Annotated in this window: 22 protein-coding genes; 12 read left to right on the top strand and 10 right to left on the bottom strand. The window is 76.3% G+C overall.

The window, feature by feature from the left end:
• The first annotated feature begins 124 nt into the window (after positions 1-124).
• On the top strand, positions 125-1,153 hold the full coding sequence (locus K1Y72_RS25305; RefSeq protein WP_258573668.1) for a hypothetical protein: 1,029 nt from the start codon (positions 125-127) through the stop codon (positions 1,151-1,153).
• Between the two features lie 129 nt (positions 1,154-1,282).
• The gene (locus K1Y72_RS25300; protein ID WP_220168964.1) at positions 1,283-3,229 is read left to right on the top strand and encodes a hypothetical protein; all 1,947 of its coding nucleotides are present in this window, start codon (positions 1,283-1,285) and stop codon (positions 3,227-3,229) included.
• Here K1Y72_RS25300 and thpR read toward each other — a convergent pair.
• The 3 genes from thpR to K1Y72_RS25285 form a co-directional block, all read right to left on the bottom strand.
• The gene (gene thpR / locus K1Y72_RS25295; RefSeq protein ID WP_220168963.1) at positions 3,166-3,852 is read right to left on the bottom strand and encodes an RNA 2',3'-cyclic phosphodiesterase; all 687 of its coding nucleotides are present in this window, start codon (positions 3,850-3,852) and stop codon (positions 3,166-3,168) included. The genes K1Y72_RS25300 and thpR overlap by 64 nt on opposite strands.
• A 52-nt stretch (positions 3,853-3,904) precedes the next feature.
• Positions 3,905-5,149, bottom strand: coding sequence for an MFS transporter (locus K1Y72_RS25290; RefSeq protein ID WP_220169072.1), 1,245 nt, complete (start codon positions 5,147-5,149; stop codon positions 3,905-3,907).
• Between the two features lie 254 nt (positions 5,150-5,403).
• Positions 5,404-5,874 carry a MarR family winged helix-turn-helix transcriptional regulator gene (locus tag K1Y72_RS25285; RefSeq protein WP_220168962.1) on the bottom strand — a complete coding sequence of 157 codons (471 nt, stop codon included), beginning with the start codon at positions 5,872-5,874 and terminating at the stop codon, positions 5,404-5,406.
• Between the two features lie 281 nt (positions 5,875-6,155).
• Here K1Y72_RS25285 and K1Y72_RS25280 point away from each other — a divergent pair, with 281 nt between their 5' ends.
• Together K1Y72_RS25280 and K1Y72_RS25275 are read left to right on the top strand one after the other, a co-directional pair.
• Positions 6,156-6,434 (top strand): hypothetical protein, encoded by a 279-nt coding sequence (locus K1Y72_RS25280; protein ID WP_220168961.1) that lies wholly within the window; start codon positions 6,156-6,158, stop codon positions 6,432-6,434.
• 56 nt (positions 6,435-6,490) lie between these two features.
• Positions 6,491-6,745, top strand: a complete 255-nt coding sequence (locus K1Y72_RS25275; protein WP_220168960.1) for a DUF2530 domain-containing protein — start codon at positions 6,491-6,493, stop codon at positions 6,743-6,745.
• A gap of 7 nt (positions 6,746-6,752) precedes the next feature.
• Here K1Y72_RS25275 and K1Y72_RS25270 read toward each other — a convergent pair whose 3' ends face one another.
• The 4 genes from K1Y72_RS25270 to K1Y72_RS25255 are packed head-to-tail and all read right to left on the bottom strand — an operon-like array spanning position 6,753 to position 12,006.
• On the bottom strand, positions 6,753-7,574 hold the full coding sequence (locus tag K1Y72_RS25270; RefSeq protein ID WP_220168959.1) for an inositol monophosphatase family protein: 822 nt from the start codon (positions 7,572-7,574) through the stop codon (positions 6,753-6,755).
• 13 nt (positions 7,575-7,587) lie between these two features.
• On the bottom strand, positions 7,588-8,319 hold the full coding sequence (locus K1Y72_RS25265) for an alpha/beta fold hydrolase (RefSeq protein ID WP_220168958.1): 732 nt from the start codon (positions 8,317-8,319) through the stop codon (positions 7,588-7,590).
• Positions 8,316-11,204, bottom strand: coding sequence for a sacsin N-terminal ATP-binding-like domain-containing protein (locus K1Y72_RS25260; protein WP_220168957.1), 2,889 nt, complete (start codon positions 11,202-11,204; stop codon positions 8,316-8,318). The genes K1Y72_RS25265 and K1Y72_RS25260 overlap by 4 nt, the downstream gene beginning before the upstream one ends.
• A 7-nt stretch (positions 11,205-11,211) precedes the next feature.
• Positions 11,212-12,006: a DUF3027 domain-containing protein gene (locus K1Y72_RS25255; protein ID WP_220168956.1), complete on the bottom strand. Its 795-nt coding sequence runs from the start codon at positions 12,004-12,006 to the stop codon at positions 11,212-11,214.
• Positions 12,007-12,155: 149 nt separating this feature from the next.
• Between K1Y72_RS25255 and K1Y72_RS25250 the strand changes: the two genes are divergently transcribed.
• Complete coding sequence (locus tag K1Y72_RS25250) at positions 12,156-13,523, top strand: MFS transporter (protein ID WP_220168955.1); 1,368 nt, start codon at positions 12,156-12,158, stop codon at positions 13,521-13,523.
• An 8-nt stretch (positions 13,524-13,531) separates the two neighbouring features.
• Here the strand turns inward: K1Y72_RS25250 and K1Y72_RS25245 are convergent, their stop codons facing one another.
• Together K1Y72_RS25245 and K1Y72_RS25240 are read right to left on the bottom strand one after the other, a co-directional pair.
• The gene (locus tag K1Y72_RS25245) at positions 13,532-13,930 is read right to left on the bottom strand and encodes a cold-shock protein (protein ID WP_220168954.1); all 399 of its coding nucleotides are present in this window, start codon (positions 13,928-13,930) and stop codon (positions 13,532-13,534) included.
• Between the two features lie 91 nt (positions 13,931-14,021).
• Positions 14,022-14,708 (bottom strand): HAD family hydrolase, encoded by a 687-nt coding sequence (locus K1Y72_RS25240; protein WP_308287217.1) that lies wholly within the window; start codon positions 14,706-14,708, stop codon positions 14,022-14,024.
• Between the two features lie 313 nt (positions 14,709-15,021).
• Here K1Y72_RS25240 and K1Y72_RS25235 point away from each other — a divergent pair, with 313 nt between their 5' ends.
• Complete coding sequence (locus tag K1Y72_RS25235) at positions 15,022-15,396, top strand: hypothetical protein (RefSeq protein ID WP_220168952.1); 375 nt, start codon at positions 15,022-15,024, stop codon at positions 15,394-15,396.
• Between the two features lie 16 nt (positions 15,397-15,412).
• Here K1Y72_RS25235 and K1Y72_RS25230 read toward each other — a convergent pair whose 3' ends face one another.
• Positions 15,413-15,907 carry a GNAT family N-acetyltransferase gene (locus K1Y72_RS25230; RefSeq protein WP_258573667.1) on the bottom strand — a complete coding sequence of 165 codons (495 nt, stop codon included), beginning with the start codon at positions 15,905-15,907 and terminating at the stop codon, positions 15,413-15,415.
• A 164-nt stretch (positions 15,908-16,071) separates the two neighbouring features.
• Between K1Y72_RS25230 and K1Y72_RS25225 the strand changes: the two genes are divergently transcribed.
• From K1Y72_RS25225 to K1Y72_RS25200, 6 genes are all read left to right on the top strand, one after another.
• Positions 16,072-16,680: a TetR/AcrR family transcriptional regulator gene (locus tag K1Y72_RS25225; protein WP_220168951.1), complete on the top strand. Its 609-nt coding sequence runs from the start codon at positions 16,072-16,074 to the stop codon at positions 16,678-16,680.
• 57 nt (positions 16,681-16,737) lie between these two features.
• On the top strand, positions 16,738-19,125 hold the full coding sequence (locus K1Y72_RS25220; RefSeq protein WP_220168950.1) for a helicase-associated domain-containing protein: 2,388 nt from the start codon (positions 16,738-16,740) through the stop codon (positions 19,123-19,125).
• A gap of 36 nt (positions 19,126-19,161) precedes the next feature.
• Positions 19,162-19,563, top strand: coding sequence for a hypothetical protein (locus tag K1Y72_RS25215; protein WP_220168949.1), 402 nt, complete (start codon positions 19,162-19,164; stop codon positions 19,561-19,563).
• A gap of 76 nt (positions 19,564-19,639) precedes the next feature.
• Positions 19,640-21,292: a DNA repair helicase XPB gene (locus tag K1Y72_RS25210; protein ID WP_220168948.1), complete on the top strand. Its 1,653-nt coding sequence runs from the start codon at positions 19,640-19,642 to the stop codon at positions 21,290-21,292.
• A 44-nt stretch (positions 21,293-21,336) separates the two neighbouring features.
• Positions 21,337-22,137: a MerR family transcriptional regulator gene (locus tag K1Y72_RS25205; RefSeq protein ID WP_220168947.1), complete on the top strand. Its 801-nt coding sequence runs from the start codon at positions 21,337-21,339 to the stop codon at positions 22,135-22,137.
• Positions 22,138-22,197: 60 nt separating this feature from the next.
• Positions 22,198-22,977, top strand: coding sequence for an isocitrate lyase/PEP mutase family protein (locus K1Y72_RS25200; RefSeq protein WP_220168946.1), 780 nt, complete (start codon positions 22,198-22,200; stop codon positions 22,975-22,977).
• Positions 22,978-23,052: the final 75 nt, after the last annotated feature.

Raw genomic sequence — 23,052 nt, 5'->3', positions numbered from 1 at the left:
CCACCGTGCTGGCCGCGCTCGTCCTCGCCGTGGTGATCGGCGCGCTGCTGAATTGAGCGGGGTGCGGAGCACGGCGGGGCGGACCGGCATGCCTGCCCGGCGCCCGGGCGGGAAAGACATGATCATGCCTGCGCCCGTCCACGCCCGCCTCGCCCGGCCCGCCGCCGGTCTCGCCGCGCTCGCCCTGGCCGCCCTCGCCCCGCTCGCCGCCGCCGTCCCGGCGCGCGCGGACGACGGCGACGCCCGCGAGCTGTTCAAGGTCACCGACAGCCGGATCACCGAGTCCAGCGGCCTCGCGCTGAGCGCCCGCCACCCCGGCGTGATCTACACGCACAACGACTCGGGCGGGCGCCCGCAGATCTTCGCCCTCGGCAAGGACGGCCGGACGCGCGCGGTCCTCACCCTCGGCGGCGCCACCGCCCGCGACTGGGAGGCCATGGCCGTCGGCGAGGACGAGCGCGGCCGCCCCGCGATCTACGTCGCCGACATCGGCGACAACCTCGGCGGCGCCTGGCCCTACGTCACCGTCTACCGGATCCCCGAGCCCGCGACGCTGTCCAGCCGGACGATCCAGGCGACCGCGTTCCGGTTCAAGTACGCCGACGGGCCCCGCAACGCCGAGACGATGATGGTGAACCCGGTGACGAACCGGCTGTACATCGTGTCCAAGCTGTTCGGCGGCGCGATCTACGAGGCGCCCGCGACGCTCCGCACGTCCGGCTTCAACAAGCTGCGCAAGGTCGGCGACGACGTCCCGTCCATCGCCACCGACGGCGCCTTCGCGCCGGACGGCCGCAGCTTCGTCGTGCGCGGCTACTTCGGCGCCCGCGTCTACGCGATGGGCGCCGACGGAAAACCCGGGAAATCCCTGCACTCGGTGTCCCTGCCCGCCCAGGAGCAGGGCGAGTCGATCACCTACACCGCCGGCGGGCGGTCGGTGCTGGTCGGCTCCGAGGGCAGCGACCAGCCCGTCTACGAGGTGCCGCTGCCCGCCGAGGCGATGCCGTCGCCGCCCGTCACGGCCGAGCACGCCGCCGGCAAGGACGACGCCGACCAGGGCCACCGCGACGCGAGCGGCAGCCGGGTCGGGCTGTTCCTCGTCCTCGCGATCGCCGCCGCCGTCGGCTACGGCGTGATCCGCAGGCGGGCATGACGGCGGAGGCGGCCCGTGGGACGCGGGAGGGCACGCCGCCTCACCCCGGCGCCTCATCTCCCTGCGGGCGGCGGCCGGTTCGGGCAAGCGGGCGCCGCACCCGGCGCGACCCATGTGAGGATGCCGACTGTGGAGCATGAGCTGACCGGCCTGCCCGGTCCCGGCGGACGCCGGCGGCCGGTGGCCCCCGGACCGTTCGCGCTGCCCGCCGCGGCCCTCGCCCTGCTGCCCGTCCGCCCGGCCTGGCTGTGGGCGGCCCTCATCGCGGCGGCCGCCGCGCTGCCGTGGGCGCTCGGCGTCGTGCACCGGCGCGGCCGCTCGCGCTGGCGGCTGTCGGCGGCCGGCCTGGAGCGGCTCGGCCCCGACCCGGTCCGCTACGAGCGGTCCCGCATCGACGCCCTCGCCGTCACCACCGCCGACGGCGCGCTGACGGTCCTGCACCGGTTCGGCCGCACCACCGTCGGGACGCTCACCGCGCTCGGCCTGGAGCCGCTCGCGCTGTTCGTCACCGCGCGGCGCCTCGGCATCCGCGTGCACGTCCTGGACGGCGACGCCGCCGACCTCACCGACCCCGCCCTGGAGGACGCCGCGCCCGAGGGCGACGAGGTGCCGCTGCCGCGCGACCACGCCGCCGAGCGCCGCCTCCTCGACCAGGAGGCCGAGCTGCTGGCGGCCGCGCACGAGCCGCCCCCCGCCGCGCCCGACGGCGCCCGCGAACCGCGGGAGCTCTCCTCCCCCGCACCGGTCCCGAGCCGCCACCGCGTCGCGCTGCTGAGCGCGCTCACCGGCCTGCTCGGCGCCGCCATGATCGCCCGGATCGCGCTGGACGGCGCCCCCGACTTCGGCGCCCGCCTCGCCGCCGCCTGCTGGACCCTCATCGCGATCACCGGGGTGCTCGCCGGGCGCCGCCGCCTGCTGCTGTCGCGCCGGATCCGCTGGACGGTCTCCCCCGAGGGGCTGCGCGTCCGCGCCCGCCGCGTCCGCGAGCTCGCCGCCGGCGACGTCGCCGCGCTCGTCGTCGGGCCGGGCCTCCGCCCCGACCCGGTCACCGGCGAGCCGCGCCGCACCGACCTCGCCGTCCTCGCCTTCGACCACCGGCTCGGCCTCGCCGCCCGGCTGCCCGCCCACGGCCTGGACGCCTTTCAGCTCGCGCACGCCCTCGACGACGCCGGCTACCGGGTCGTCACGCCCGGCGTGCGGCCGCCGCACACCCCCGAGTACGGCCTGGAGGGCCTGCCGGAGATCTTCGGGCAGGTGCCCGGCGGCCGCCTCGTCGTCGCCGAGGGCGGCCTCGGCTGGGCCGACGCCGCCGGGGAGATCGTGCTGCGGATGCCCGCGGACCGCATCGGCGGCATCGAGCTGCTCACCATCGGCGGCCACGCCTGGGTGCGGCTCTACGACTCCGACGGCGACGAGTTCTTCGCCGCGCCCCTGTCGGCGCTCCGCGTCTCCCGCACCGACCTGCGCGAGAGCGCCCGCCGCACCGGGCTGCCCGTCAACGACGCCGAGTACGACGCCTACCTGTCGGCGGCGTTCCACTCGGCGGTGTCGGCGCTGTCGGTGCCGCAGCCGGGCGGGCCGTCCGCGCCGGTCGCCGCGCCCGGCGTGCTGCTCGACGCGACCCGCCGCTCGCGGATCGCCACCTACGTGCTGAGCGTCGTGCTCTGCGAGGTGGTGGCGCTGCTCGGGTCGGTGTGGCTCGGCCCGCACCTCGGCGGGTTCGCGGCGACGGCGTCGTGGGCGCTGCCCGCGGGCGTCGCGATCGGGCTCGGCGGGTACTGGCTCTACGACCGCAACCGGGCGCAGCTGAAGGTGTCGGCGGCGGGCCTCGCCGTCGTCACCAAGCGCGGCCGCGTCGAGTGGGACCTCACCCACGACCGGGTCGGCGGCGTCGGCATCGACGACTCGGCCGACCGGACGCCGCGGCTGGTCGTCTGGGCGCCGTCGGGGCGCGTGGTGCGGCACGTCGGGTTCCCGCCCGACCTGGAGGAGCTGCGGCGCGCCTGCGAGCGCTACGGGCTGCCCTGGGGGCCGCCCGACGCCGACCGGCCCGCGCCCCCGCCGCCCGAGCTCTGAGCGTCCGGGCCCTGTGCGTCCGGGCCCTGCGCGTCCGGGCCCTGCGCGTCCGGGCTCTGCGGCAGCGGCCACGACCGGAGCTCCTCGTACTCCAGCGCGGGCCGCTCCCGGGTCGGCAGGTGGCTGCGCATGAGGTGCACGGTGCCCGCCGTCCACGGCGTCCCGGCGAACGCGGCGAGCGGCTCCAGCAGCGGGCGGACGTCCACCGGGCGGCGGCTGCGGGCGAGCGTGAGGTGCGGGCGGAACGTGCGGTAGCGGCCGTCGGGCGGCGTCCCGGCGCGCCGACCGGCCGCGGCGGTCGCGGCGGCGAGCCGGGCCAGGCCGCGCCGGTCGCCGAACAGCCCGGTCCAGAGGACGCGGGCGTGCGTGCCGTTGGCGGGGAAGGCCCCGGCGCCCGCGAGCGACAGCCGGAGCCCGGTGCTGCCGGCCGCCGCCTCCTGGAGGCAGGGCAGCAGCCGTTCCAGGCCCGCGTCGTCGACCTCGCCGAGGAAGGCCAGCGTGACGTGCATCAGGTCGCGGCGCACCCAGCGCAGGTCCGGCCAGTCGCCCTGGTGGGGGGCGACGAACGCGTCCAGGGCGTCCAGGACGTCCGGCGGCGGGGTGAGCGCCACGAACAACCTCATCGGATCGTCCGTTGTGCCACGTAACCAGCCTTTCAGCCCGAAGCGACCCTTGTCACGCGCTTCGCTCCGCCAGGGTCGCGCGCGGGTGCAGGACGCGGTCGCGCAGCGGGCGCGGCGCGGCGAACGCGGCGACCGCCAGCGTCGACACGATCGCGATGAGACCGCCGAACACGATGCTCATGCGGGGCCCGAACGTCTCGGCCATCCAGCCGACGACGGGCGCGCCGATCGGGTTCGTCCCGACGAACACGAACATGTAGAGGCCCATGACGCGGCCGCGCATCTCCGGAGCGACGCCGAGCTGCATGGTCGCGTTCGCGGCCGTCGTGAAGGTCATCAGCGCGATGCCGGTCGGCACCAGCATGAGCAGGAACGCCCAGTAGAACGGCATCAGGCCGCTCAGCACCTCGAAGACCCCGAACGCCAGCGGCGCGAGCAGCAGCAGCCGCATCCGCGGCCGGGACGCGCGGCGGGCGGCCAGCAGCGCGCCGGTGAGCGCGCCGACCGCCAGCATGCTGGAGGCCAGCCCGAACGAGGACGCGCCGGTGTGGAACACCTGCCGGGCGACGAGCGCGATCGTCACCTGGAAGTTCATCCCGAACGTCGCGACGAACCCGACGAGCACCAGCACCAGCACGAGGTCCCGGCGCCCCCTGACGTAGCGCAGGCCCTCGCGGAGCTGCCCCTTGGCGCGCTTCACCACCGGCCCGGCGTACAGCTCGGCCGGGCGCATCAGGTACAGCCCGAACAGCACCGCCCCGAACGAGGCGGCGTTGACCAGGAACACCGGCCCGGTGCCGATCGCGGCGATGAGCACGCCGGCGACGGCCGGGCCGACCAGCCGCGCCCCGTTGAAGATCGCGCTGTTCAGCGCGATCGCGTTCGGCAGGTCCTCCTTGCCGACCATCTCCACCACGAACGACTGCCGCGTCGGGTTGTCGAGGACGGTCGCGAGGCCCAGCCCGAACGCGAGCAGGTAGACGTGCCACACCTGCGCCGAACCGGAGATCGCCAGCAGGCCGAGGACGAGCGCGAGCACGCCCATCGACACCTGGGTGAGCATGAGCACGCGCCGCTTGGGATAGCGGTCGGCGACGACCCCGCCCCACAGCCCGAACAGCAGCAGCGGCAGGAACTGCAGGCCGGTGGTGATGCCGAGCGCCGACCCGCCGCTCCCCTTGGCCAGCTCCAGGACCAGCCAGTCCTGCGCGACCCGCTGCATCCAGGTCCCGGTGTTGGACACGACCTGCCCGGCCGCGAACAACCGGTAGTTGCGCGTCCGCAAGGACCGGAACATGCCCTGCTTGTCGGCCTCGCTCCGCTCGGCGGCTCGGGGGCGCTTCACGCGCCGTCTTCCCTCGTCGCTCTGGTCGCTTCGCTCGCAGTGCTCATGGCCTCGCCTGCGCTCGGCGGCGGACGGCCGCTTCACGCGCCGTCTTCCCTCGTCGCTCCGGTCGCTTCGCTCCCTGCGCTCCTCAGTCCAGACGGCGCGCGGCCGCTCGCGCTCCTCAGTCCAGACGGCGCGCGCCCCCTCGCTCTTGGTGGGCTGCGTCAGGACCGGCTGAGCTTGTCCAGGATCGGCGTCGCCCTCCGCAGGACCTCCCGCTCCTCCTCCGTCAGCAGCGCGACCTGCTGCGCCAGCCACGCCTCCTTGCGCTTCCGCTCGGTCGCCAGCAGCGCCGAGCCCGCGCCCGTCACCGTCAGCCGGACCTGCCGGCCGTCCGTCGGGTGCGGGGTGCGCTCCACCAGCCCCCGCTCCTCCAGATGGGCGATCACGCGGGTCATCGACGGCGGCTGCACCTTCTCGTGGTCGGCCAGCTCGCGCGGGGTCATCGGGCCGTTCCGCTCGATCGCCGCGAGCGCGGCGAACTGGGTGAGCGAGAGCGGACCGGGCGATCCGTCGGCGGGCGGCACCCCCCGCAGCCCGCGCAGGCGCCGCGACAGCCGGGCGATCGCGATGCGCAGCTCCTCGGCCACGGCCGGGGAGGGTGGCGCGTGCCCTGGGGTCGGTGGCGTTGTCATGTTCGTTCGCAGAAGTCATTGCTTTTGCTAACGATATCCGGGGGACCGGTATTCCACCAGATCTCGGCAGCGCGGCCGACTCCACACCTCCGCTCGTGTCCTCGCGTTCATGGTGCCACGCGGTGCCGCGCCCCGCCGGGACGCGGCGCGCGGCACCGCGTCCCGGCCCGCCCGTCCGGCGGCATTTTCCCCGAACCCTTTCCCCGCACCCCGACCGCTTTTTAAGCTCGGAGGAGATTCCGGGCGGAGCGCGGCGTGTCAGCGCGGTGTCGAGGTGAGCGGTGGCCGATCCAGTGAACGGCGCCCCCTGCACGCGGTGCAGGGGGCGGCAAGAGATCGTTTTCACGCACCGCGACGGGCAGCGGTCCGTCGTCTCCTGCTGGGCGTGCGAGACGCCGGGCGCCCCCTACGACGCGGGGCGCGGCCAGAGCCTCACCGTCGCCGACCATCCGGCCGTCCGCGACTCCGGCCTCTGCCGCTTCTGCCTCGGCGCGGGCGTCGTCGTCACCTCGCTGCTCGGCTACGCCGAGTCGGCCTGCCCGGCCTGCGGCACCGACTGACGGCCCGGCCCCGCCCGCCCCTCCACGATGCGGGACTGGCCCGGTAACCTGTGCGTATGTCGCATACGCGCCGTCCGGACCCGCCGCCGCTGGAGACCAACGACGTGCGCGTCGCGCAGGCCGGCACCGTCGCGTGGGCGGTCGCCCTCGCCGTCCTGCTCCTGCTCGATCTGCCGGACGGCGACCGCTGGTGGCTGTGGGTGTGCGTCGGCGGCATCCTCATCGGCCTGTTCGCCTGCTGGTACGTCCCGCGCCTCCAGGCCGGCCGCCGCCGCCAGGCCGCCGAGCACGCCGCCCGCCGCGCCGCCTAGCGCCCGTTCACGAGCGCCCGTTCACCAGGGCGAGCGCCGCGGCGTGCAGCTCCGGGGTCGCCGCGGCGACGACGAAGCCGCCCTCGACGGGCGTGCGCCCCGCCCGGTCGGTGACGGTGCCGCCCGCCGCCTCGATGATCGGGATGAGCGGGACGATGTCGTAGGGGTGCAGGTCGGCCTCCACCACCAGGTCGACCTGGCCGAGGGCGAGCAGGCCGTAGGAGTAGCAGTCGCCGCCGAACCGCTGGAGCCGGACGGCGCCCGCGATCCGGCCGAACGCGGCCCGCTCCTCCTCGGTGGCGAACATGTTCGGGTGCGTGGTGTACATCACCGCGTCCGCCATGCGCGTCGTGCCGCGGGCGCGGAGCGGCGACGCCGCGCCGTCGCGGCCGGTGAACGTGCCGCGGCCGCCCGCGGCGGCGAACGTCTCGCCGAGGTAGGGCTGGTGCAGCCAGCCCGCCACCGGGCGCCCGCCGTCCAGCAGGCCGAGCAGGATCCCCCAGGCCGGGACGCCGCTGACGAACGCCTTGGTCCCGTCGATCGGGTCGACCATCCAGCGGCGCGGGGCGTCCGGGTCGCCGGTGAGGCCCTGCTCCTCGCCGAGGACGGCGTCGCCGGGGAACCGCTCGGCGAGCCCCGCGCGGATGAGGCCCTCGACCGCGCGGTCGGCCTCGGTCACCGGGTCGAACCCGGTGCGGCCGCCCTTGTCGGCGACGCCGAGGGCGGCGGGGTCGGCGCGGAACCAGCGGAGCGCGAGCCGCCCCGCCTCCGCGACCAGCCCGCCGACGCCGTCCAGATCGGCCTGCCCCAGGCCCGCTCCCCCGCTCATACCCCCCTGTTTATCACCAGGCGACGCCGGCGCCGCCCGCGAGGAACTCCCGGACGAGCGGCAGCGTCAGGTCGGTGCGGGTGAAGGAGTCCAGGTGCCCGCAGCCGGGCAGCTCGACGAGGCGGGCGCCGGGGATGCGGCCGGCGCTCTCCCGCGCCCGGGCGAGCGCCCGGTCCTTCTCGCCGACCAGCAGCAGGATGGGCGCGGCGAGGGCGCCGGGCAGCGCGGGGATCTCGGCGAGCGCGCTGTTCAGGGCGGCGAGGGCGAGCGGGTCGGCGCGCTCCATCGGCGCCCGGATGCCGTCCGGGACGGGCCCGAGCATGGCCAGGAACGGCGCCATGCCCTGCTCCCGGAAGATCGTGTTCTCGGGTTCGGGGTCGCCCGAGGCGGCCTCGGCGTGCGCGCCGTTGGCGATGAGGGCGCCGACGCGGCCGGGGTGGCGGGCCAGCAGGGTCAGCGCGACCGTCCCGCCGAGCGAGGAGCCCCAGACGGCCGCCCGGCCGATCCCGGCGTCGTCGAGGACGGCGGCGACGTCGTCGGCCTGCCGGTGCAGCGCGTAGGGGATGGGGTCGTGCGGCGCGGGACTGCGGCCGTGGCCGGGCAGGTCGACCAGGACGAGGCGGAAGTCGCCCGCGAGCCCGGCCACGTGACCGCTGGCGGTCCAGGTCGTGCGGTCGCCGTAGAAGCCGTGCAGCAGCACCAGCGGCCGCCCCTCGCCGACGATCTCGTAGTCCAGCACCGTCACGCCTCCAGATCGGCCTCCGCGAGGATCGCGGCCAGGTTCCCAGGATCGCGCAGGACGGCCTCGGCGAGGAACCGGTCCTCCCACGCCCCGGCCGCCCACGCCAGGCCGCGCGCCAGCCCCGCCGTCCCGGCGGCGTGCACGGCCGCGCCGTCGAACCACCAGGGAACGTCCACGCCGTCCACGACCAGGCGCCCGTGCGCGGCGTAGGTGCCGGGCGCGGCGGGCAGCAGCGTCCGGACGGCGGCGGGCACGGGCGTCTCCTCGCCCGCGCCCGCGACCGCGCCGACGATCTCGGCGCTGGCGAGCGGCAGGTCGAGCAGCTCGGCGAGGTCGCCGGCGGTGCCGCGGGCCGGGATGAGCAGCGGCTGGCCCGCCAGCAGCGGCAGCAGGTCGGGGCGGTCCAGGACGAGCGCGTCGGCGGCGTCCACGACCTCGACCGCGCCGTCCACGACGGCCCGGACGCGCTCGGGCGGCTCGATCGCGAGGTCGGGGCGGTCGGCGAGGGCCGTCCAGAGGGCGCCGAGGTGCGCGCGCGTCACGGTCCGCGCCGGGTCGCCGAGCCGGGCGAACAGCTCGGCGGCGCCGCCGGGCTCGTCCAGCAGCGCCGCCAGCGACGTGCGGACGCCGAGGGCGCGCAGCAGGAACTCGTCGGGACGGCCGGGCGCCTCGTCGTACAGGCCCGCGAGCAGGCCGTCGCCGTCGCGCATCCGGAACTCGCCGGGGCGCCGCCCGTCCAGGACCGGATGCCGCCGCAGCCACCACGCGGTGTACGACGGGACGGGCGCGCGCCGCCCGTCGGGCAGCGACGCGTACGCCGGGTCGACGACCGCGGCCCGGTAGGGAGGCCGGGCCAGCAGGTCGAGGGCGACGGTCCAGTCGTCGACGAGCTCCAGGTCGCGGACGGCGGTGAACTCGGGCACGAGCGGCGGCAGGTCCTGGAGGCCGAGCCGGTCCAGGACCTCGTCGGCCCACTCCTCCTCGCCGTCCAGGTCGAAGGTCTCGGCCTCGTCGGCGAGGCCGGTGAGGTCGGCGTCCTCGGCGCGCACGAGCGCGAAGCCGTCCAGGACGCCGGCGGCGGTGAGCGCCTCGGCGCCCCAGCGCTCCACGAGCCCGGCGGCGGCGACGCCGAACGGCGCGTCGTCGGCGACGACCGCCTGGAGGGCGCCGCCCGGCAGCAGCAGCTCCCCGGCGGCGTACAGCTCGCCGTCCTCGCCGGGCAGCGCCAGCTCGGCGAGCCACGGCTCCTCGCCGGGGTCGAGGCGGGCGGCGGCGACGAGCCCGAGGACGGCGTCCGCGACGGCGCCGGGGTCGTCGGCGTCGAAGGAGTCCTCGACGGCGGCGCGCACGCCCGGGTCGGCGAGGACGGCGCGCGGCCCCGCGTCGAGCGCCCCGAGCCGCGCCAGCAGCGGGTGCACGGCGTCCGGGTGCACGAACCGCAGCCCGAGGACGTCCAGCGGCGCCGGGTCGACGGCGTCGGCGATCAACAGGCCGCGCGGGCCGCGCGCCAGGCGGCCGGAGGCCAGCGGCACCGGCAGCGCGCCGAGCCCGTCGGTGGAGATCGACCCGAGCGAGGCGTACAGGCCGTGCCACCAGGACGGGTCGCGGTCCAGGGTCGCGAGGCCGTCCACGACGTCGGCCATCTCGGTGCGGCGGACGCCGAGCACGGCGAGCGCGGGGTGGCGGGCGGGCCAGTCCGGCGGGACGAGGCCCGGCATCACCTCGGCGAGCATCGCGACGAACGCGGCGGGGCCGTCGACCACGACGGCGTCGCGGCCGCGCAGCCGGCCCGGCAGCAGCGGGACGTCCGGCAGCCGGTCGGAGATCGCGCGGCGCAGCCGGGCGTCCAGCTCGCCCGCGGCGATGCCGGCGGCGGGCACCAGATCGAGAACCTCGGGGCCGCGCTCCTCGGCGACGTCCGCGAGCAGCCGGACGTACGCCTCGGCGGCGCGCTCGATCAGGAAGTCGGTGAGGGGGCCGGGCGCGACGCGGCGCCGGTCGGGGGCCAGCGGGAACGACGCGATGAGCAGCGCGGGCAGCTCGATCCGCTCGTCGCTCGGGGTCGGCGCGTGCAGGACGGCGGGCGTCCCGCCGGGCGGCGGCGCGGCCCAGCGCACCGACCACGCGGTGCGGGCGCGCTCCTCGGTGGGCCGGTCCGCGAGCAGCTCGGGCGGCAGCTCCCCGTGCGCCTCGACGGTGCCGCCGGACGGGCGGGCGATCGTGCGCGCCGCGCCGTCCACGTCGATCTCGATGGTCTCCAGGGCGGGCAGCGCCAGCAGCAGCGCGGGCCCGGCCTCGTCGAGCTGGCGGCGCACCGACGCGGCGGCGTCGGCGTCGCGCAGCGGCAGCCGGACGACCGTCGCGAACCCCTCCGGCAGCACCGCGGGCCCGATCGGGAACGGCAGCCGCAGCAGCGGCACGTGCCCGCCGCGCGCCGCCAGCTCGCCCGCGAGGGCGGGCTCGGCCGCGACCAGCTCGCGGGCCCGCCCCGCCGACCACTCCACCCCGCCGTCGGCGGAGGCGATGGACGGCTCGTCGCTCACCGCGACCACCGACGCGAACCCGACGCCGAAGCGGCCGACGGCGCCGGTGTCGCGCTTGGCGGACGCCCGCAGCGTCGACAGGGCCTGCACCCCGGCGGCGTCCAGCGGCGCGCCGCTGTTGGCGGCGGTCAGCACCGTCCCGGCGAGCACCAGCCGCAGCCGTCCGGGCGTCCCGGCGCGGGCCGCGGAGTCGGCGGCGTTCTGCGCCAGCTCGACGACGACGCGGTCGCGGTAGCCGCCGAGCGCGTGGTCCTCCTCGGTGTTGGCGTCCTCGCGGAAGCGGGCCGGCGAGTCGGCCCAGGCGCGCAGCACGCGCCCGCGGATGAGGTCCGCGCCGAGGTCCACCGGCCGGTCAGCCGTCGCCGGCGGGCGCCGCGGTGGCGACGATCTCGTAGTCGAGCTCGTCCAGCACCGGCGGGCCGTGCTCGGACGCGGCCGGCACGTTCACCGCCTCGGAGTGGGCGCCGCAGCCGTGGTCGGCCGACACCACCCGGCCGTCGTCGGGGGCGTACTCGTTGGCGCACACCCCGAACACCTGCCGCAGCTCCCCCGCCAGCAGCAGGAAGAAGCCGCAGGTGGAGCACTGCGCGGGCGCGGACGCCGCGATCGGCGCGCGCGGCCCGGCGACGCCCTCGTACCAGCGGGCCGTCGCCTCGTCGCGGCCCTCGGCCGACAGCACGCGGACGCGCCCGATGCCGAGCTCCCACTGCGCGGCGCGGTCGAGGTCGGCGGCGGTCTCGGTGAGGCCCGCCGCGAGGCGCGGATCGTCGGGGGCGGTCGGCAGCAGGTCGCCGGGGCCGAGGTCGCCGGGCCGCAGCCGCTCCAGCCACGGCACCCACGCCGGGGCGAGCAGCGCGCGGTCGCCCGGCAGCAGCACGACCTCGTCGACGGTGACGTTGCGGGCGCGGGACGCGCGGGCGACCGTGACGGCCCAGCGCCAGCCGACGTAGGCGGGATCCAGCGACGCGAAGTAGTGCGTGACCACCCGGTCGCCGTCGGGGGTGAGGCCGAGGTGCTCGCCGACGTCGTCCCGGCCCGCCGTCTCCACGGCCGCCTCGCGGGCCAGGTCGACGGCCCCGGCGCAGGCCGGGTCGACGGCCGGGGTACGGGTGCGGCGGGCGGTACTGGTCTGGCGCAGTGGGCTCACAGGTCAATTCTCGCCTATCCCGGGACGTGACCGTGCACCGCGCCCCGCCCACCGTCCGCACGAATCCCCGCAGAACGGCTATTACGGGAAGTGAGCCGGGGTGCGGGCGGGGGACGTAGTCTCGGGTGCGCCCCAGGGAGGGAGGCCGGATGGGCGACCAGGACGGGCCCGGCGCGGCGCGCCGGGCGCTCGGGCGCGCCGGCTGCGCCGTCCGCGGCGCGGGCCGGCTGACGCGGCGCGCCACGCACGCGCACGGCGCCGGGCACAGCGGCCTCGGCAGCCTGATCGAGACGGCCGCGCTGAACTCCGCCGGGGACGCCCTCGTCGCCGTCGCGCTCGCCGGCACCCTGTTCTTCGGCCTGGACGTCGACCAGGCGCGCGGCCAGGTCGCCCTCTACCTGCTGGTGACGATGGCGCCGTTCGCGCTGGTCGCGCCGCTGATCGGCCCGGTGCTGGACCGGATGCGGCACGTCTCCCGGTACGCGATCGCCGCGACGTTCGCGGCGCGCGGGCTGCTCTGCTGGGGCATGGCGGGCGCCCTCCCGCACGGCGACCAGGTGACGTTCCTGCCGGCGGCGTTCGCCGTCCTGGTCCTGTCCAAGGCGTTCGGGGTGCTGCGGGCGGCCGTCACCCCCCGGGTGCTGCCGCCCGGGACGTCGCTGGTCACCGCCAACGCCCGCGCGGCGTTCGCCGGCCTCATCGCCGCGTCGGTCACCGCGCCGCTCGCCGCCGGGCTGGCCGCGCTCGTCGGCGGGGCCTGGCTGATGCGGCTCGGCACCCTGGTGTTCCTGCTCGGCATCGGTTTCAGCCTGGCGCTGCCCCGGCACGCCGACACCCCCGACGCCGACGCGCCGCCGTCCGGCGTCCCGGACGCGCCCGAGCCCGCCGGGCGGCGCTGGCGGACGCTGCCGCGCGTCGGGCCCGTCGTCGCCGAGGCGATGCAGGTGAACGCGGCGCTGCGGGCCTTCTCCGGCTTCCTGATCATCTACCTGGCGTTCCTGCTCCGCCAGGAGCGCTTCGACCCGGTCTCCAGCAACGTCGCGCTCGGCCTGCTCGCCGCCGCGGCGGGCGCCGGCGGCCTCGCCGGGACGGCGGTCGGCGCCTGGATGCGGGCCCGCGCGCCGCGGCTCATCGTCTACGCCACGCTCGCCGCGGTGACCGGCGTCGCCATCGCGGGCGCCGCGCTGTTCGGCCTGTGGGCCGCGCTGGTCGTCGCGCTCGCGGCCGGACTCGGCCAGTCGCTCGGCAAGCTGTCGATGGACGCGGTCGTGCAGCGCGAGATCGGCGAGGAGGTCCGCTCGTCCACCTTCGCCGTCACCGAGACGCTGCACCAGCTCGCCTGGGTGCTCGGCGGCCTGCTCGGCCTCGGCATGTCGGTCGTGGCGGGCGGCCGCCTCGGGCTCGGCGCCGTCGCGGCCGCGCTCGCGCTGACGCTCGCCGCCCTGCTCGCCCGCCGCGCGCGCCGCGACGGCGTGCGCAGCCGCGGCGAGGCGCCCGCCGGCGCCGCCCCCCGCTAGGCGGGCGACTAGGCGGGCGACAGGTCGTCGGCGACCGCGCGCAGCACCGTGGCGATCTTCTTGGCCTCGGCCGGGGCCGGGTGCCGGCCCCGCCGGTAGGTCTCGGAGATCCCGTCCAGCAGCTTGATCAGGTCCTCGGTGATCAGGACCATGTCCTCGGGCTTCTTGCGGCGCTGCTTGGCGATCGTCCGCTCCACCGACGGCAGCGTGTCCAGGACCCGCACCGACAGCGCCTGCTGGCCGCGCCGCCCCTCGGCGACGCCGAACTCCACCCGCTGCCCCTGCTTGAGCAGCGGGGCGCCGGCGGGCAGCGCGGAGGAGTGCACGAAGACCTCACCGCCGTCGTCGCGGGTGAGGAAGCCGAATCCCTTGTCGGCGTCGTACCACTTGACCTTGCCAGTGGGCACGGGAGACCTCGTTCAGCGCTCGTCCTGAATTGGCCTAAAGGTTAGCGCCACCACCCCTGCGGCGGTCACCTCGATTTCGGGCGCCGCGCCGTCACCGCCCGCCCGCCGCGAACGGCTCCAGCCACCCGGGGAACGCCAGCAGGTCGGGCAGCACGACGTCGGCGCCGTAGGCGGTGAGGGCCGCCGCGTCGAACATGCCGGTGGCGACGCCGACGGCGACCGCCCCGGCGGCCCGCGCCGCGTCCACGTCGCCGGTGTGGTCGCCGATGTAGGCGGACGCGGCGTGCTCGCGCAGCGCCACGCCCTTGTCCGCCCCGAACACCCCGCCGATCACCGCGTCGGCGTCCAGGCCGAGCGCGGCGACGGTCCGCTCGGTGTCGCGCTGGTTCTTGCCCGACACCACCACCACGCCGCCGCCGAGGGCGCGGACCCCCTCGACCGCCTGGACCGCGCCGGGCATGAGGGTGCTCGCGGGGATCGCGATCCCCGGGTACAGGGCCCGGTAGCGGTCCACCATGGCGGGCACCTCCGCCGGCGGGAACCAGTACCCGATCTCGACGTCCAGCGGCGGGCCGATGCGCCGCACCACCTGGTCGACGTCGATGGGCATGCCCGTCTCGGCCGACAGGGCGCGGTACACCGCGCCGATCCCCGCGCGGGTGTCGGCGAGGGTCAGGTCCAGGTCGAAGCCGATGACGAGGCGGCCCCCCGGGGCCGGGACGGCCGGGGCGGGCACGGCCGCCGGGAACGCGATCGGCGATGGGTCGTGGTCCAGCACGCCCCACAGGGTAAAGGGACGGTATGAGTGGCGGACCGGCCGGTATCCCAGCACGCGCCCCGGCCCGCGCTCTCCCGGTAGTGGCGATGCGACGGGATCCGAGTGGGAGAGCGCGGGAGTCGGGCGCGCGATCCGCCCTTTCCGCCCGATCTCCATCCCCTGATCCCGCGGGGTCGGACGGCGGCACGAACCGCGTGATCCGGATATGCCCGCCCGCCCCCCGGAAAACCCCCTTACCAGGGAAAACAACGGTGCCCTCACCCCCATCATCCGGCCAAGGCCGGGCTCCGGCCGACCCCCCGAGGAGGAACCCATGGCGGAACGAGACCAGGCCGTGACGGCGGACGGCCGGACCGGCGAGAAGGACGGCCGGCCCCGCCGGGCGCCGTCCGGGGCGGCGGCGCGCGCGAGCGCGGTGCGGGTGCTCGCCGGAGCGGTGTCGGCGATCACCACCGTCGTGGTGGCGATCCTCGCCGTGCACATCGTGTTCACCGTCTTCGAGGCCAACACCGGCAACGGCATCGTGTCCTGGTTCGCCGACTGGGCCGACCGCCTCGCCTGGCAGTTCAAGGACGTCTTCGAGCCCGCCGACGCGAAGCTGCGGGTGGCGGTGAACTACGGCCTGGCCGCGGTCGCCTACCTGGTCGCGGGACGGCTCCTGGTCGCGCTGATCCGCCGGATCCGCTGACCCGGGACGGGCCCCGTCAGGCGAGCTCGTCGCGCCCGGGGAAGCGGACCGTCTGGAACGGCCACGCGGCCGTCGCCCACCCCTGGACGAAGTCGGCGAGCTCGCGCTCGATCCGGGCGTCGGGCTCGTCGGCGCGCACCCAGAACACCACGACGGCGTCCGCGGCGTCGTCGTCGCACGGCGCGACGTGGATGCGCCCGTACTGGCGCTCCCCGTCGGGCGAGGTGACCACGTAGCTGAAGGAGCGGCGCAGCTGCGCCTCCTTCTGCAGCCACGCCACGTCGATCAGCGCCTGCTCGAACGTGAACTCGCGGTCCGGCCAGCCCCACTCGGGCCCGAACCGGCCCCGCAGCGCCTCCAGGCTGCCGAGCACCGCCCCGTAGTCCTTCACCACGTCGTGCACGGTGATCGGGCGGATGTGGAAGCGCTGGCCGGCGACCAGTTCCGGAACGACGAAGTCGGCGGGCAGGAAGGTCCTCGCCCGGCCCTCGACGCGTGCCTCGACAGCCAATTTCGAACCCTCCGACATCGCCCTGCCCGGCGGTTGTACGCGAAGCACAGCACTCTAGTGCCCATGGCCGGGCGGTCACAGGGGTGATTCGCGCCCGTACCAGCGGGGCGCGCCTCCTCCGCAGTCCAGAATGCCTTAGTGTTCTTGCGGAGGAACACGAAACCATGACGAGTTCTACGCGCGAGCGGATCGTGGCCGAGTCGCTGCGCCTGTTCGCCGACCGCGGCTACGCCGCCACGTCGGTCGCCGAGATCGAGGCCGCCGCGGGCCTGTCGCCCGGCGCGGGCGGCCTCTACCGGCACTTCCGGTCGAAGGAGGAGGTGCTCGCCTCCGCCATCCGCGAGCACATCGACCGCACCCGCCGCCAGGTCGTCGACGTCCTGGAGCAGGCCGCCGTCTACGAGGACCGGCCCCTGGAGGTCCGGCTCCGCATGACGTGCCAGGCGGGCCTCGCCAAGATGCGCGAGGAGCAGGACCTCATCCGCGTCCTGTTCCGCGACCTCGACCAGTTCCCCAACCTGGTCGCCGAGATGCGCGAGGGCATCGTCAACCCGCTCTACGACGGCATCGCCACCTGGCTGGAGGCCCAGCCGGAGTTCGAGGGGTCGGGCGAGGACTGGCCCGCCATCGCCTCGATCCTCGGCGGCGCGGTCGTCAACTACTGGCTCGCCAACGAGTCGATGTACGAGCCGCCGACGCGCATCGACGAGAAGCGCTTCGTGGCGAGCTGGGCCCGCCTCGGCCTCGGCCTCGTCGGCCTGGAGAAGTCCTAGCCGGCCCCGCTTTCGGCGGCGTCCCCATCCGGGCGCGCCCATTAAATTGAGAGCGGTATGGAGAGTTACGCGGACTGGCTGCGCGCGCGCGACGACGAGTCGCTGCGCACGCTGCTGTCCGCGCGGCCCGAGCTGATCGCACCCGTCCCCGCCGACCTGACGGCGCTCGCCGCCCGCGCCGCGACCCCCGCCGCGATCTCCCGCGCCCTGGACCGCCTCGACCGCTTCGCCCTCGCCACCCTCGAAGCGCTGCTCGTGCTGCCCCGCCCCGTCCGGATCACCGCGCTGCGCACCGCGCTCGGCGCCAAACCCGCCGACGTGGACGCCGCCCTCGCCACGCTGCGCGCGCACGGCCTCGCCTGGGGCGCCAGGTCGCCGCAGGCCGCGCCGGGCGTCCGGCAGGCCCTCCCCTACCCGGCCGGCCTCGGCCCGCCGGTCACCGAGGTCTTCGCCACCTACTCCCGCGACCGCCTCGCCGCCCTCGTCACCGACCTGACCGGCGAGGAACCGCGCGGCTTCGCCGACGCCGGCGCCCTCCTCACCCGCCTCGCCGAGCTCCTCGCCGCCCCCGGCGCGCTGATCGGCGACGCCGGCGACGACGCCCGCGCCGCCCTCGGCGCCCTGGTGTGGGGGCCGCCCGTCGGCCGCGTCGCCGACGCCCGCCGCCCCGTCCGCCTGGACACCGCCACCACCCCCATCGAGCGGCTCCTCGCCCGCGGCCTGCTCGCCGCCGAGGACGACCGGACCGTCACCCTCCCCCGCGAGATCGCCCTGCACCTGCGCGGCGGCCGCCTCTTCCAGGACCTGTCCGCCCGCCCCGAGCCCCTCACCACCGCCCCGCCCCGGCCCGGCCGCGAGGACGCGGTGGTGCGCACCGCCGCGGGCGAGGCGTTCACCGCCGTCCGCCTCACCGAGGAGCTGCTGGAGCGCTGGGGCCTGGAACCCCCGCCGGTGCTGCGCAGCGGCGGCCTCGCCGTCCGCGACCTGCGGGCCGCCGCGACCCTGCTGGACGTCGAGGAGTGGCACGCCGCCCTCCTCGCCGAGACCGCCTTCGCCGCCGGCCTCCTCACCCGCAGCGGCGACCTGGACGGCGAGTGGCTGCCCACCCCCGCCTACGACCTGTGGCTCATGCGCGACGTCGCCGGCCGCTGGTCCGAGCTCGCCCGCGGCTGGCTGCGCAGCGACCGCGCCGCCGGCCTCGCCGGCGAGCGCGACGACCGCGACCGCCTCATCAACGCCCTCTCCGAGGGCATGGTGCGCGGCAGCGCCTCCCCCGTGCGGCGCGCCGTCCTCGCCGTCCTCGGCGACGCGCCGCCTGGCGCGCCCGCGGACGCCGCCGCCGTCCGCACCCGCCTCGCCTGGCTCCAGCCGCGCCGCGGCGGCCCCCTCCGCGACCGCCTCGTCGGCTGGACGCTCCGCGAGGCCGCCGTCCTCGGCGTCACCGGCTTCGGCGAGCTGGCCCCCTTCGGCCGCGACGTCCTGAACGGCGACGACCCCGAACCCGCCCTCGACAAGCACCTGCCCGAACCCGTCGACAAGGTCCTCCTCCAGGCCGACCTCACCGCGATCGCGCCCGGCCCCCTCGTCACCCGCCTTGCCCGCGAGCTCGCCCTCACCGCCGACGTCGAGTCCACCGGCGGCGCCACCGTCTACCGGTTCACCCCCGCCTCGGTGCGCCGCGCCCTCGACGCCGGCCGCACCGCCGACGAGCTCCGCGACCTGCTCGCCCACCACTCCGCGACGCCCCTCCCGCAGCCCCTCGCCTACCTCATCGACGACGTCGCCCGCCGCCACGGGCACCTCCGCGTCGGCGCCCTGACCTCCTACGTGCGCACCGACACCCCCGCCACCCTCGACGAGATCCTCGCCGACCGCCGCGCGGACGCCCTGCGCCTGCACCGCCTCGCCCCGACCGTCCTCGCCTCCGCCCTCGGCCGCACCGAGCTGCTCGACGGGCTGCGCGCCCTCGGCCTCGCCCCCGTCGCCGAGGCCCCCGGCGGCGGCGTCATCGTGACCCGGCCGGACGCGCAGCGCGCCGACCCGCCGCCCTCCACCGAGATCGTCCGGGTGCGGCCGGGCGCCGACACCGACCCCGGCATGATCGCCGCGGCGGTGCGGGCGCTCCGCGCCGGCGACGAGGCGTCCCGGCTCGGCGCCGAGCACGCCCGCACCGGCGCCCCCGGCGGCGACCCGCCGCGCTCCCCCGCCCTGGCCACCATCGACCTGCTGCGCGGCGCCGTCGACCGCGGCACCCGCGTCTGGATCGGCTACCTCGACCAGCAGGGCCAGACCTCCAGCCGCATCGTCGAGCCCGTCCGCGTCGAGGGCGGCTTCCTCACCGGCTACGACGCCACCCGCGCCGCCGTCCACCGGTTCGCGCTGCACCGCATCACCGGCGTCGCCGAGCTCGCCGACGGCGGCGGCGATGTCGGCGGCGGCGTGTAGCGTGCCCCTGACCGCCCCCTCCTCCAAGGAGCTCCCATGAGCGGCTACGACGGCCGTCCGCCCGGCTGGGAGGACCCCTACGGCCAGTACGGCGCCCAGCCGGACCAGGGCTACGGGCCGCCGCCCGGACAGCCCGGCTACGGCTACGGGCCGCCCGGCGTCCCGCAGCAGCGCGGCGCGAGCGCGTCCACGATCATCGTGCTGGTCCTGTCGAGCCTCATGACGCTGTCGTGCTGCAACGTCCTCGCCATTCCCGCCGTCATCACCTCGATCATCGCGCTCAGCCGGGCGAGCACCGACCCCGAGTCGTCGCGGCGGCTGACCGTGTGGAGCTGGGCGCTGTTCGCGGGCGCCGTCGTCCTCGCGATCGCCGTGTTCGTCGTCCTGATCCTGGTCGGCGCGCTGAACGACGACACCTCGTCCACGTCCACCTACTGACCGCCGGGAAGACCCGGGCGCCCGCCGCCGTTGTGCCTGTGTCCCCCTTCCCGCACCCGACGGAGGCCGCTGCACCGTGTCCGACGGTCCGCTCATCGTCCAGTCCGACAAGACGCTGCTCCTGGAGGTCGAGCACGAGCTCGCGGCCGCCTGCCGCAAGGAGATCGCCCCGTTCGCCGAGCTGGAGCGCGCCCCCGAGCACGTCCACACCTACCGGGTGACGCCGCTCGCCCTCTGGAACGCGCGCGCCGCCGGCCACGACGCCGAGCAGGTCGTCGACACCCTGCTGAAGTACTCGCGCTACCCCGTCCCGCACGCCCTGCTCGTCGACGTCGCCGACACCATGGCCCGCTACGGGCGGCTCCGCCTGGAGAAGCACCCCGCGCACGGCCTCGTCCTCGCCTCCCTCGACCGGTCGGTGCTGGAGGAGGTGCTCCGCGCCAAGAAGATCAAGGGGATGATCGGCGACCGCGTCGGCGACGACGCCGTCCTCGTGCACCCCTCCGAGCGCGGCGCCCTCAAGCAGGCCCTGCTGAAGCTCGGCTGGCCCGCCGAGGACCGCGCCGGCTACGTCGACGGCGAGGCCCACCCCATCGACCTCGCCGAGGACGGCTGGGAGCTCCGCCCCTACCAGCGCGACGCCGCCGACGCCTTCTGGCACGGCGGCTCGGGCGTCGTCGTGCTGCCCTGCGGCTCGGGCAAGACCGTCGTCGGCGCCGCCGCCATGGCCCGCGCCCGCGCCACCACCCTCATCCTCGTCACCAACACCGTCTCGGCGCACCAGTGGAAGCAGGAGCTGATCCGCCGCACCTCCCTCACCGAGGACGAGATCGGCGAGTACACCGGCACCAAGAAGGAGATCCGGCCGGTCACCATCGCCACCTACCAGATCATGACGACCCGCCGGAAGGGCGCCTACCAGCACCTGGAGCTGTTCGACGCCCGCGACTGGGGCCTGGTCGTCTACGACGAGGTGCACCTGCTGCCCGCGCCGATCTTCCGGATGACCGCCGACCTCCAGGCCCGCCGCCGCCTCGGCCTCACCGCCACCCTCGTCCGCGAGGACGACCGCGAGGGCGACGTGTTCTCCCTCATCGGCCCGAAGCGCTACGACGCCCCCTGGAAGGACATGGAGTCGCAGGGCTGGATCGCGCCCGCCGACTGCGTCGAGGTCCGCGTCACCCTCACCGACTCCGAGCGCCTCGCCTACGCCACCGCCGAGCCCGAGGAGCGCTACCGCTTCTGCGCCACCACCGCCACCAAGCAGAACCTCGTCCGCGAGCTCGTCGGCCGCCACGCCGGCGAGCAGGTCCTCGTCATCGGCCAGTACATCGACCAGCTCGACGAGCTCGGCGCGATGCTGGACGCCCCCGTCATCAAGGGCGAGACCCGCGTCCGCGAGCGCGAGCGGCTCTTCGACGCCTTCCGCGCCGGCGAGATCAACGTGCTGGTGGTGTCGAAGGTCGCCAACTTCTCCATCGACCTGCCGGAGGCGACCGTCGCCGTCCAGGTCTCGGGCGCCTACGGCTCCCGCCAGGAGGAGGCCCAGCGCCTCGGCCGGCTGCTCCGCCCGAAGGCGTCCGGCCAGGGCGCCCGCTTCTACGCCGTCGTCGCCCGCGACACCCTCGACCAGGACTACGCCGCCCACCGGCAGCGCTTCCTCGCCGAGCAGGGCTACGCCTACCGCATCGTCGACGCGAACACCGTCCTGTCCGGCGGCGACATCTGACGCTTGACCCTCACACCGTGTGAGGCGATGGGCTCGGAGACGCCATGTTCACCATCGGGGACTTCGCCCGCCACGGCCGCGTGACGGTCCGCATGCTGCGCCACTACGACGCGATCGGGCTGCTGCGCCCGGCCCACGTCGACCCGGCCAGCGGCTACCGCCACTACACCGCCGCCCAGCTCACCGACCTCAACCGCGTCATCGCCCTCAAGGACCTCGGCTTCACCCTCGCGCAGGTGCGGACGATCCTGGACGACCGCGTGACCGCCGGGGAGCTGCACGGCATGCTGCGGCTGCGCCGCGCCGAGCTGGAGGCGGCCGCCGCTGCCGCCGCCGCCCGGCTCGCGCAGGTCGAGGCGAGGCTCCGCACCATCGAGAGCGAGGGACGCATGACCACCGACGAGGTCGTCGTCAAGTCCATCCCCGCCGTCCGCGTCGCCCAGCTGAGCGGCACCGCGGCGAGCTACGCCCCCGAACACATCGGCCCCGTCGCCGGTCCCCTGTTCGCCGAACTGTGCCACCGCCTGGACGCCGCCGGCGTCACTCCGGCGGGCCCCGGCATCGCCTACTACGAGGACGCCCCCGGCGGCATCCTCGTCCACGCCGCCATGCCCGTCGGCCCGGCCGCCGTCCCCGGCCTCACCGTCGCCGACCTGCCGGCCGTCCGCGCCGCCACCATCGTCCACCGCGGCCCGATGGACGACGTCCTCCCGACCGCGCAGGCCCTCGCCCGCTGGATCGACGCGAGCGGCCACCGCTCCGCCGGGTACGCCCGCGAGCTCTACCTCGAATGCCCCGACGACACCGCCGCCTGGGTCACCGAGCTTCAAGAGCCCCTCGGCTGACGGGAATGCTCCGGGCGCCCTCCCCGCAGGAGGGCTCCCGCCCCGTCTACCGTCGAGGACATGACCGGTACCTTCCACGCTCTGCACCGCGCCGCCGAACCGCTGCTGCTGCCGAACGCCTGGGACCACGCGTCGGCGCTCGCCCTCGCGCGCGCCGGGTTCGCCGCCGTCGGCACGACCAGCCTCGGCGTCGCGGCGGCCGCGGGGAAGCCGGACGCCGGCGGCGCCACCCTCGACGAGACGCTGCGGCTCGCCGCCGTCGCGTCCCGCCTGCGCTGCCCGCTCACCGTCGACATCGAGGCCGGCCTCGGCGCCACCCCGCAGGCCGTCGCGGACGTCGCGGCCCGCCTCGCCGACCTCGGCGTCGCCGGCGTCAACCTGGAGGACGGCCGCCCCGACGGCACCCTCACCCCGGTCGCCGACCGGACCGCGACGATCGCGGCCGTCAAGGCCCGCGTCCCCGACCTCTTCGTCAACGCCCGCACCGACACCTACTGGCTGCGCCTCGACGACCCGCTCGCCGAGACCCTCACCCGCGCCACCGCCTACACCGACGCGGGCGCCGACGGCTTCTTCGCGCCCGGTATCACCGACCCGGACGACATCCGCGCGCTCACCGCGCACAGCACCGTCCCCGTCAACGTCCTGTACCAGCCCGGCATGAGCCTGCCCGCCCTCGGCGAGCTGGGCGTCCGCCGGGTGAGCCTCGGCTCGCTCCTCTTCCGCGCCGCCCTGGACGCCACCCTCACCACCGCCCTCGCCGTCGCCGCAGACCGCCCCGTCGCCTCCGGCCTGCCCAGCTACGCCGACGTCGCCACCCTGATCGACCCGCCCCGCTGACCCTCGACACCGGCGAGGAGACGCACGGCCGCTTCGGCCCGCCTCTCCTCGCCTGCACACAATCATCGAACCCCG

It is taken from the genome of Actinomadura parmotrematis, assembly GCF_019458805.1.
Classification (GTDB): domain Bacteria; phylum Actinomycetota; class Actinomycetes; order Streptosporangiales; family Streptosporangiaceae; genus Spirillospora; species Spirillospora parmotrematis.
Note: the sequence above shows the minus strand (reverse complement) of the source record. Positions and strands in the feature narration are given on the sequence as shown.

Bases quoted from the DNA above. Each gene is read 5' to 3' on its own strand.
- K1Y72_RS25305 (WP_258573668.1), top strand. From the start codon at position 125: ATGCCTGCGCCCGTCCACGCCCGCCTCGCCCGGCCCGCCGCCGGTCTC.
- thpR (WP_220168963.1), bottom strand. From the start codon at position 3,852: ATGAGGTTGTTCGTGGCGCTCACCCCGCCGCCGGACGTCCTGGACGCC.
- K1Y72_RS25290 (WP_220169072.1), bottom strand. From the start codon at position 5,149: ATGTTCCGGTCCTTGCGGACGCGCAACTACCGGTTGTTCGCGGCCGGG.
- K1Y72_RS25285 (WP_220168962.1), bottom strand. From the start codon at position 5,874: ATGACAACGCCACCGACCCCAGGGCACGCGCCACCCTCCCCGGCCGTG.
- K1Y72_RS25275 (WP_220168960.1), top strand. From the start codon at position 6,491: ATGTCGCATACGCGCCGTCCGGACCCGCCGCCGCTGGAGACCAACGAC.
- K1Y72_RS25270 (WP_220168959.1), bottom strand. From the start codon at position 7,574: ATGAGCGGGGGAGCGGGCCTGGGGCAGGCCGATCTGGACGGCGTCGGC.
- K1Y72_RS25250 (WP_220168955.1), top strand. From the start codon at position 12,156: ATGGGCGACCAGGACGGGCCCGGCGCGGCGCGCCGGGCGCTCGGGCGC.
- K1Y72_RS25235 (WP_220168952.1), top strand. From the start codon at position 15,022: ATGGCGGAACGAGACCAGGCCGTGACGGCGGACGGCCGGACCGGCGAG.
- K1Y72_RS25225 (WP_220168951.1), top strand. From the start codon at position 16,072: ATGACGAGTTCTACGCGCGAGCGGATCGTGGCCGAGTCGCTGCGCCTG.
- K1Y72_RS25220 (WP_220168950.1), top strand. From the start codon at position 16,738: ATGGAGAGTTACGCGGACTGGCTGCGCGCGCGCGACGACGAGTCGCTG.
- K1Y72_RS25215 (WP_220168949.1), top strand. From the start codon at position 19,162: ATGAGCGGCTACGACGGCCGTCCGCCCGGCTGGGAGGACCCCTACGGC.
- K1Y72_RS25205 (WP_220168947.1), top strand. From the start codon at position 21,337: ATGTTCACCATCGGGGACTTCGCCCGCCACGGCCGCGTGACGGTCCGC.
- K1Y72_RS25200 (WP_220168946.1), top strand. From the start codon at position 22,198: ATGACCGGTACCTTCCACGCTCTGCACCGCGCCGCCGAACCGCTGCTG.